This window comes from Bacteroidota bacterium, assembly GCA_039111535.1.
Lineage (GTDB): Bacteria > Bacteroidota > Rhodothermia > Rhodothermales > JAHQVL01 > JBCCIM01.
The window spans coordinates 1-8943 of record JBCCIM010000237.1; the positions used below are offsets into that span (position 1 = coordinate 1).

Annotated in this window: 11 protein-coding genes; 8 read left to right on the plus strand and 3 right to left on the minus strand. The window is 51.1% G+C overall.

All coding sequences use genetic code 11. The features are described 5' to 3' along the window. The 3 genes from AAF564_23985 to AAF564_23995 all read left to right on the plus strand — a co-directional run. A partial coding sequence (locus AAF564_23985; GenBank protein MEM8488630.1) for a hypothetical protein occupies positions 1 to 374 on the plus strand: 374 nt, incomplete at its 5' end. Between the two features lie 231 nt (positions 375 to 605). After that, a complete protein-coding gene (locus AAF564_23990) occupies positions 606 to 1139 on the plus strand; it encodes a hypothetical protein (protein MEM8488631.1) in 534 nt (177 codons plus the stop codon). A 119-nt stretch (positions 1140 to 1258) separates the two neighbouring features. Further along, on the plus strand, positions 1259 to 1849 hold the full coding sequence (locus AAF564_23995; GenBank protein MEM8488632.1) for a hypothetical protein: 591 nt from the start codon (positions 1259 to 1261) through the stop codon (positions 1847 to 1849). A 160-nt stretch (positions 1850 to 2009) separates the two neighbouring features. Here AAF564_23995 and AAF564_24000 read toward each other — a convergent pair whose 3' ends face one another. Continuing rightward, entirely contained in the window at positions 2010 to 2879 is an 870-nt protein-coding gene (locus AAF564_24000) for a sugar nucleotide-binding protein (GenBank protein MEM8488633.1), read from the minus strand. Positions 2880 to 3126: 247 nt separating this feature from the next. Continuing rightward, positions 3127 to 3543, minus strand: a complete 417-nt coding sequence (locus AAF564_24005; GenBank protein MEM8488634.1) for a hypothetical protein — start codon at positions 3541 to 3543, stop codon at positions 3127 to 3129. A gap of 199 nt (positions 3544 to 3742) precedes the next feature. Between AAF564_24005 and AAF564_24010 the strand changes: the two genes are divergently transcribed. Further along, positions 3743 to 4498: an alpha/beta hydrolase gene (locus AAF564_24010; protein MEM8488635.1), complete on the plus strand. Its 756-nt coding sequence runs from the start codon at positions 3743 to 3745 to the stop codon at positions 4496 to 4498. Positions 4499 to 4556: 58 nt separating this feature from the next. Here AAF564_24010 and AAF564_24015 read toward each other — a convergent pair whose 3' ends face one another. Then, positions 4557 to 5444: an alpha/beta hydrolase gene (locus AAF564_24015; GenBank protein MEM8488636.1), complete on the minus strand. Its 888-nt coding sequence runs from the start codon at positions 5442 to 5444 to the stop codon at positions 4557 to 4559. 130 nt (positions 5445 to 5574) lie between these two features. Here AAF564_24015 and AAF564_24020 point away from each other — a divergent pair, with 130 nt between their 5' ends. The 4 genes from AAF564_24020 to AAF564_24035 all read left to right on the plus strand — a co-directional run. After that, on the plus strand, positions 5575 to 6387 hold the full coding sequence (locus AAF564_24020) for a class I SAM-dependent methyltransferase (GenBank protein ID MEM8488637.1): 813 nt from the start codon (positions 5575 to 5577) through the stop codon (positions 6385 to 6387). Positions 6388 to 6676: 289 nt separating this feature from the next. After that, complete coding sequence (locus AAF564_24025; GenBank protein ID MEM8488638.1) at positions 6677 to 7891, plus strand: tail fiber domain-containing protein; 1215 nt, start codon at positions 6677 to 6679, stop codon at positions 7889 to 7891. 40 nt (positions 7892 to 7931) lie between these two features. Beyond that, complete coding sequence (locus AAF564_24030) at positions 7932 to 8558, plus strand: FlgD immunoglobulin-like domain containing protein (GenBank protein MEM8488639.1); 627 nt, start codon at positions 7932 to 7934, stop codon at positions 8556 to 8558. A gap of 204 nt (positions 8559 to 8762) precedes the next feature. Continuing rightward, positions 8763 to 8943: helix-turn-helix transcriptional regulator (locus AAF564_24035; protein ID MEM8488640.1), on the plus strand; the 181-nt coding region annotated here is incomplete at its 3' end.

The following is an 8943-nucleotide window of genomic DNA, read 5'->3' on the forward strand; positions in this document are numbered from 1 at the left end:
CAGCGTATGACATCGCAATGGTGTATGCGCCTAACTGGCTTAAAATGGCTTTAATCCCCCATACCGGGCAGTTGATTACCAAAGCCTACATGTTCACCATTTTCTTTGCGCTGCACCTGATTTACTACAAGGACTGGAAGATACAGCGTGGCATAGTCCTCCTGTTGACACTGAACATCTTGTTTGGGCTGTTTGATTTGTACGATCAAAGAAATCTACCTGAAGCCTACCTGACTGCAATGCCCTTCAAAGAAGCCAGTGCATTACGGCCAATTTGGACCATTTTCATTCCGATTGCCTGGATTCTGGGCTTACACTCCCGGCAGGTCAAACAATATTGTTCTCAGATACCAGAGCAACAGCAAGCTTCATAACAGTCTCTTGTACAATCTGATCTTCTTTTGACACCGGCGACTAATACGCACTGCCACATGGTCCATTTTAAAATAACGTACACCGTCACAAAGCTGACACTATAACGCGTAATTCCTTATCCTGATTGGTACGCAAACCAAACGCAGGATTTCACGATGCGTATCCCAAAGCATTTTTTGCGACTGATTGCTGGAGTTACCGCTTGCGTGCTATCAAGCGGATGCGTCACAATGTATTCTTTTAATAGCTTCGATGACGCAGGGATGTCTGACCTGAGGGAACGCAAGTTTCTGGAATTCCCCATGGAGTTTGAGTTGATTACAAACAACTATAAACTGCCTGTGGGGGACCTTGCTTTTTCTTTTGCGCGCGCGCGACAGGCCATGGACAAAAGCCTCGCGGCCTTTCTTTTTGTGGATCTTTCTGATGTGGACGCCACCTATACCAGCCTGACGGCCCGTTATTTTTTCAGCCGCAACAAATATGTTCGCCCCTACCTCGGCGGCGCGTTCGGCCGCTCACGGCTAACAGCAACCTGGAACCAGAAGAAATACAACCCTGCCAGGTATATTTGCGCCGGGGCCTGTTCATCGCAAGAGTCGGAAGATTTGTTCAAAGGGTTTAACCCGGAGTTGCGCATAGGCGTTGAGGCACTCGGGGGGTTGATGCTTGAATTCGGACGCAGTTTCAACCGCGGCAACGCCCAGTATCCGATGACGGGCAGTCGGTTCTCTATTGGCGTGCGCCGGCGGGTATCCTGGTAGTTGGTACCAACAGCTCGCCGCTGGGTAGATGCAAAGGCAACAAAAGCACGTACTGGCGCGACTCATTTCTTCTGTTGTATTATCCCTCCAACACACCAAACAACGATGCAAGAGAGCACATGTCGGTCTACATCATTCCTATCGTCTCCATTGTGGTTGGACTCGCTATCACGGACCTGGCAGCCAGCTTCCACCGTCTATTGAGAAAGCGCGACATCGTTACGTGGGACTGGTTGGTTTTGCTGCTTGCCCTGAATCTCTTGCTGTTAATCTTGATCAACTGGTGGTTTGTCTACAAAATCAATGTAGACGGCGCGTTCGAGTCGCTCTGGGTGTTTATACCGTTGATCATCAGTTTCCTCCTGCAATACATATGGACGGCTTCTGTCTTGCCAGACCAGATTCCACCAGAAGGCATCGACCTCAAGCAATACTACGCAGCAAACAGCGCCTACATCTGGTGGAGCGGATTTTCGGTGTTACTCTTTGGCGCCTTTGCAAATGCCACACGCCTTGCCGCTTCCAGCGCCAGCATAGACTTCCTTGCGCTCATTACATCACCCGACGTAAGCAAACTACTCGCCTTGTCAATCATCACAATTTTTCTGGCAATGATAAAAAAGCGTGCTTTTCATATGCTGATGATAGTACTCATGCTGGCTGTATTGCTTGTAGACGCGGCCCTCATGAATGGGAAGCTTATTGAGTGAGGAGTGAGGAGTGAGGAGTGAGGAGTGAGGAGTGAAAAGCTGGTTTTCGGGACAGGTTCAGATGAATATCGTGAAATACAGAAAACACGACAAACATCATAAAACCGAACTTCAAAGTCCTGTGCATTACATATCAAATACGAAGAGCATGTGCAGTGGCTCAATTTTCTGCTATAGCAACCACGCTTGGTAGCGGTGTCGACAGGGCGTCATCAAAAATACTTGAGAGCCCCACATGGCCCAGGTGCGGCACCTCCTTTTCACTGCGTCGCTTTACTGTATAGGATGCTGCTATGCCCAGTTCACCTATGAGATAATTCGCCAGGCGCACCCGAGAGATAACCCGTGTGGCCGGCACATGGCGAATGCCAGTGACTGTACTGTTGGCAAGATCCATGAGACGCCTGGCAAGATCGTGGGCCCAAACGGTTGAGCGGAATTCGTCTTCAATGATGGTGATCGGGAGGTTGCGCTGGGAACGGTAGCGCAGCCAGTCCCGGTGCCCGGTTCGACCATCCGGGGAATCGCCAATGGCAAGACCGGCCCGCACAACAAGCGAATCGGCGCGTGCAAGCACCAACTCCTCGGCCGCCACGCGGGTTCTGCCGTATACGCTAATCGGCGCAGGAGCGCTCTCTTCATCATAAAGCGCATCTCTCCCGCCAAAAACATGATCGGATGAGACGTACACCAGCCGTGTCTCTGCCGGCAAAGCTTTGATGAGTCGCTTTACGTGCTCGACGTTGATTTCGTAGGCCCAGTCCGGATTCTCTTCACACTTGGTAATGTCACAAACAGCATGGCAATACAAAAACGTTTGGTGTGGATGACCGGCTGCCAGTGCTTCAATCCAGACCTCGCTATCCAACTGCATCACGGGCCAATTTTTAACAGCCGGCGCCCGGCTCGGCCATGGGATATAAGGCAAGACCTCGCCGGGGAACGCCTTTGCAAGATTGTACCCCAACATTGATGTTGCCCCGAGAAGCATCATTTTAGTTGCCGGCGTCGAGACCATTACACTACACATAGATTAAAGCGTCTGCACACACTTTCCTTCAGATTCAGAGATCACAATTAGACTTGCCATTCAGGCAATAGTTTGAAATGTGCCAATCCACCCTGAAGAGTCATGTGAATGGTCCCAGGGAATTTTGCTGTTCGCTTATACGACAAAGACCTGCGTTTCGACGATTTCAGCTCCAGTACGGACTTCAGTACATAACCCACCTTTGAAAGCAGACATAAAACAGATAGACACAAACAAAGCGGATCATTTAATCAGCAATTTTCACATAACCGCTCACAAATCCATCTGCTCCCTGATCCAGCAGCGTAAGGGTTCTAGGCGCCGCCAGATAGTACCATTGCCTGTACACATGGCCCCCGTTTTTATAGGTAATCAGCGCCAAGTTCCTAGCTTCATCATAGCCCAGCGAAAACACGCCCTGCTCTCGAATCTTTTTATTGCCAATGCGTGTGTACACGTGGCCCTCTGCAAAAACGACAAGCACCCTTCCTGTCTCGGATGAAGGATAAATGGTATCACCTGTAAATCCGCCCGAGCTCCAGATCCATTCCCAAGTCCCATAGATGTCTTTGAGCAGTTTCTCCTCTTTTGTGTCGGTAAAGCTACAAGCACTGCAGTAGAAAAACAGAAAGCCAATCAGTGTACTAACAGCGTGAGAGCGCATCGTTGGTAGCCAGTGTTATGGGAAGCATTGCATGGTATAGACCCAAAACAGCAACCTTTTATTCCATCCAAAGCAGGCCTTGCCGGCGATCTTTGTAATTGGATAAACACCTCATCAGCCTATGACACATGGGTGTCACTCAAACATAAGAAACTGTATACCCTAAGCATTCATACTTGAAAAACTCTATGAAACAGCCATGAACAAAGCTGCAGCCTCTACCCCCGTGACACCACAAGTCATTTTGCTACACGGCGCCGGCCTCGGCAGCTGGATTTGGGATGCCGTAACGCCTAACCTCTCCCTTCCTTGCAAAGCGCTCAACTTGCCAGGGCGTTCGGGAGCAGCAAATCTTTCACGCATCGGTCTCCAGAGCGCGATTGATGCGGTTGCTTCGCAGTCAACTGCGCATACGGTGATCGTTGGTCACTCTTTCAGCGCTGCCGTTGCGCTGGGTGTTGCATCGCAATACCCGGGATCTGTTGCCGGCATTGTGCTTGTTGGCGGTGTGGTATCTGAAAGTGGCAAATCATTTCTATCCAACCTCCCCCTGCCCATGCGTGCTTTTCTTGGCACCTACATCAGACTTTCCCGCAAAGGGGTCAAACTCCCGGCATCGCTTATTGAGGCTGAATATTGTAATGACTTGCCGGCAACAACCAGAGACAACGTATTGTCAAATATCACCCCTGAAGTGCCGCGGTATTATCTAGACAAACTCGATTGGCACCTCCCTTCAGACATCCCATGCCACTATGTAAAACTGCTCCAGGACACGAGTTTGAGTCTGCCCCAGCAGGACCAGTTTGGAAGCCGGCTACCCGGCGCTTCAGTCGAGACTTTGCCTACCGGGCATTTGCCCATGCTCGCCAAGCCCGAGCAAACGGCATTGCTCCTAAACCGGCTGTGCAACCAGATGCTCGACGTAACCCAATCCCCCGCGATGGCCATCTAGCTGCCAACAACGGTATTCGGTGAGAGACTACAATTGCATAAAACGTATTCTCCGCGTCTCAATTACGCATTTTGAGCCACCAGATCATGGTTTCGGTAACAAGTTCGGGCACTTCGTGGTGGGCCCAGTGGCCAACGTTTGGAATGGTGACCAGCGTATAATCCTTGTCCAGCCACTCCCAGGTATTGTTTAGGCCATGGTGATGCAACGCCTTATCGTCGAGTCCGTGAAACTGTAGTACCGGCACCGTGACATTGGGCATTTCAGGGGGCGCTGCCTCAACGTCTACCCTCGGGTAATTTTGCCGGTAGTAATTCATCATCCCGTTAATACTTGAATTGGAAAAGGCTTCCGTATACCGGGCCCGCGATTCGTCATCCTGGGTTACAATGCCGGCCAGTATTTCAGGCGACAAATTTTCGTGGGAATTGGGTTGTTGGAAATTCCTCGCGTATTGCGAATTGGCCTGTTGTTCAGGATTATTCGCCAGTTCACGTGTAATGCCTCGTGGGTGGGGTAAGTTGACAATCACCAATTGCTCCGCCATCTGTGGCAGGGCCATCACAAAATTCCAGGCTATGACCCCACCCCAGTCGTGCCCCACAATGATGGCCTTTTCCTCACCTTCCGCCTGTATGACGGCGGCAACATCTTGCACAAGCAGGCGCATGTCGTAGTCTTCCTGCTTTTCTGGCTTGTCACTTTTGTTGTACCCCCTCGTATCGAGTGCTACAACACGGTAAGTATCTTTTAATGCCTCCATCTGGTAATGCCATGAGTACCAGTAGTCGGGGAAGCCATGGATAAAAACGATGAGCGGCCCCTCACCCATGGCGGCGTAGTGAATTTTAACGCCATTGTTGTCAGCGTATTTGTGTTCAACGTCGTCAGTTGCTCCGGCTGTTTGCACCGCAAACGCACGCATCAGCAAACACAAGATACTCATCGTTGATAATCGGCTAACCATATTGAAAGACATGCGCTTGGCTTTGGGAATTATGGGAATCACTGCCAAAATGTACGGCCAGTCCCTCTGGCGATCAACAATCAATGTCTAACATTAATCCCCCGTCTTCATGACTTCATTTAAGGAATACGTAGCATCCAACAAGGAGGCATGGGAACGTACAGCAAACAAGTACGAAGCCGACATCGAGCAAGACGTCGCCTTCCTGCGCAACGGCGGGATAAACCAACTCGAAGCTGAACGGCGGATTCTTGGCGACCTCGCAGGTGTACAATGTGCCATTCATCTGCAGTGCTCTCATGGGCTCGACGCCCTATCGCTCTTAAACATGGGCGTTCGGGAAGTGGTAGGCGTAGACATCAGCAAAGAAATGTTAGGGCAGGCGCAGCGTAAATCCGAAGCCCTTGGGGCGCCGGCGCAATGGATAGAAAGTGATGTACTTTCTGTGCCAGCGTCACTCAACCACACCGCAGATCTCGTATACACAGGCCGCGGCGCCCTGCCCTGGGTACATGACCTGGATGCATGGGCGGGTGTTGTTGTCCGATTGCTAAAGCCGGGCGGACGCTTGTTTGTGCACGAAGGCCACCCGCTCACCTGGGTGTGGCATCCGGAGGCAAATACCTACCAACTGGATCCAGGTGGCCGCGGGTATTTCGACACGCGCGCACGGCCCAATGAAGATTTTCCGGCAGCGGCCACTGCGCAATACACCCCGGAAGGCGAGGCAGTACCAACAGCCTGGGAATGGCAATGGACCATCGGCGAAGTGGTGACCGCCGTAGTGAAAGCCGGCTTGTTGATTGAGCACCTTGAAGAGCACGCTGATCACTTCTGGGACCAGTATCCAGATGTCGCCCCAGAGATGTCGGCACGACTGCCCCACACCTATTCACTGCTTGCCCGCGTACCCGGACCTTAATTCTTGAAATGTAGGTGAGCCAGGATAACTAGTGCTATCGGTGTGCATCCGATAGCGATACCTGTGGACGCCAGTCAGACGCGCGCTCAAAATCATCATTAGCAGCCCGCCAATTAACGCAGCGTCTGAATTTTAATAAGTCAGCGTAATCCACCTGCGGTAATTCATCTCTTCTGTTGCCGCACTAAAAAACAATGAGCCTATTCAAGGTGGACCCGTGTGTAGGAAAGTGAACAAACCAACATATCCCTTCTGTCGCTCTTATTGTATCACTTAATCCTACATCAAAATGAAAACTGTAGCAAAACTGGCACTCGTTCTATTCACATTCATCGTAGCACCAAATCTCGCTTGGGCCCAGACGGATACCTCAATGGTTGTCACAAGTATTGGCAATGTCGGTATCGGCACGGTAAATCCGGAACACATGGTTCATGTATTTGGCACGGGGTTCACCACATTGAATCAGCCCATTTTCAAAGCAGAAACCAATGGCGGTCAATTTGGCCCGCAGTTGAGACTAAAACACAATGGCCCTGACGGGCAAGATTGGTTGCTTGTCTCAGGTGGCTCGGGCAATGCCCAGGTACAAGCCGGAAACCTTGGCTTTGTTATGGAGGGTGCTGCGCCGAGCATGGTGCTCAATTCAAATGGAAACATTGGCGTTGGCACCAACAGCCCGCTCTGGGATATCACCGTCCAGGAAGCATCACCCTTCGGCACGTGGCTGGCCCTGGCCAATACCTCTGATGGAGGCAATACGTGGTCTGCCATTTCAAGCGGATCAGGCAACACAGAAGGCGCCGGCAAGTTTCTGATCAGGGATGAAGCCGCGAATGCCGCAAGGCTTACCATCGATGCTGCCGGCCAAGTTGGCATTGGCAATGTTGCACCGTCTTCTTCCCTCGATGTTGGGTCTTTCTCTACAGCAAGAGACAACCACATTACAACAAAAGTCGCTGGGGGCAACCGATTCCGCACTGGACTCCAGATGTTGGCGTTCAACGAAGAGATCGGCTACACCGTTGAATACGATGAACGCGGTGCCGGGCAAGGTGACTTTGTACCAGCCTTTGTTATCAAGCAGGTAACGGACGACCCCGAAGGACTACCCGCGCTTGTTATTCGCGGCCCTAATTTCATCGGATTTGGCGGCGTTCGGGTGCCTAACCATCCGTTGGAAATGGCAAGTGGCGCTCACGTGACGGCTGGTGGTGTATGGACAGATGCCAGTTCTCGCGACCTCAAGGAAAACATCAACGATTTGTCCGCTGACGAAGCCCTGGCAACACTCTTGCAGCTCAATCCTAAGCAATACAATTACATCCGTGACGAGCATGAGACCTACCTCGGCTTTATTGCCGAAGACGTACCAGATCTCGTAGCCATGAACAATCGCAAGAGCCTGAGCTCTATGGACATCGTGGCTGTGCTGACCAAAGTTGTACAGCAGCAACAAGCGCAAATTGATGAATTGAAAGCACGCGTAAACGCGCATTACTAGTAGATCCGGAATATTTTCTTACACCCAACTAGGTTTAGCTATGTATACACAAACCTTAAAACCTGCAGCGGTGAGACGAACCCTAACGGTTACATTTTCGGCGCTGGCGTTGTGCGCATCGTTGTTATTGAGCGGATCTTTGAATGCTGCCTATGCACAAGTGGAAATCAGCAACCAGTCCCTTGCCGGCGACGATCAGTTCTCAGATGCAACCTCCATCCTGATTGGACCGGAAGTAACCATCGAAGCTGACGCAACGGTAAGTTTCAATGCACCACTGGTAGGGTTCATTGGCCCGGTTAGCATTGAACGCAATGCTACGGTAGCCGTGACGCCAACCGTAATATCCGGGGTTTCCAACGAAGATGAAGTTGCCGGTGGTATTCCGGTGGACTTCAGCGTTGAGCAAAACTTTCCAAATCCATTTTCAACGTCAACACAGATCAATTACGCGCTCCCAAAATCGGGACACGTAACGATAGAAGTCTTCAATCTGCTAGGTCAGCGGATCAGTACGCTCCATGCAGGAACGCAAAGCGCTGGAGAATACGCTGTGACCTGGAATGGACGCGTGGAGAGCGGAAGCAAAGCACCCGGAGGCATCTATCACTATCAAGTTGTGATAGATGGACGCCGCATTAGCAGGCAAATGGTACTCATTCGTTAACCCACACAATCATGCCAGTCCACTAAATTGGATTCTTCTGGCAGAGGGGCCATCTGACTTTTAGCAACTGGCATTTTTTAAACCCGGCAGACCCACGGATCCTGTCGGGTTTATTGATTTATACTACTGGAGCGTGCACATTCCTCCTGTAACCCAGCCGGCGCCCTGGCGTAGTCAGACAAAAGCAAAAAACCGAATACCTGAATGAACAACCTCCAGAACCTCAAATTCCACAGGATCCAGCGGCACTTGACCCAGGAAAGCCTCGCCGAGTTGTCAGGGATTTCCATTCGGACCATTCAACGCATGGAGAAAGGCCTTTCAAATGGCAGCCCACACTCGATTAATGCACTCGCCCAGGCGCTCCAGGTTGACAGCATGGAAC

Excerpts from the sequence above, each read along its gene's own strand:
- AAF564_23990 (MEM8488631.1), top strand. The coding sequence starts at position 606 with ATGTATTCTTTTAATAGCTTCGATGACGCAGGGATGTCTGACCTGAGG.
- AAF564_23995 (MEM8488632.1), top strand. The coding sequence starts at position 1,259 with ATGTCGGTCTACATCATTCCTATCGTCTCCATTGTGGTTGGACTCGCT.
- AAF564_24000 (MEM8488633.1), bottom strand. The coding sequence starts at position 2,879 with ATGTGTAGTGTAATGGTCTCGACGCCGGCAACTAAAATGATGCTTCTC.
- AAF564_24005 (MEM8488634.1), bottom strand. The coding sequence starts at position 3,543 with ATGCGCTCTCACGCTGTTAGTACACTGATTGGCTTTCTGTTTTTCTAC.
- AAF564_24010 (MEM8488635.1), top strand. The coding sequence starts at position 3,743 with ATGAACAAAGCTGCAGCCTCTACCCCCGTGACACCACAAGTCATTTTG.
- AAF564_24015 (MEM8488636.1), bottom strand. The coding sequence starts at position 5,444 with ATGAGTATCTTGTGTTTGCTGATGCGTGCGTTTGCGGTGCAAACAGCC.
- AAF564_24020 (MEM8488637.1), top strand. The coding sequence starts at position 5,575 with ATGACTTCATTTAAGGAATACGTAGCATCCAACAAGGAGGCATGGGAA.
- AAF564_24025 (MEM8488638.1), top strand. The coding sequence starts at position 6,677 with ATGAAAACTGTAGCAAAACTGGCACTCGTTCTATTCACATTCATCGTA.
- AAF564_24030 (MEM8488639.1), top strand. The coding sequence starts at position 7,932 with ATGTATACACAAACCTTAAAACCTGCAGCGGTGAGACGAACCCTAACG.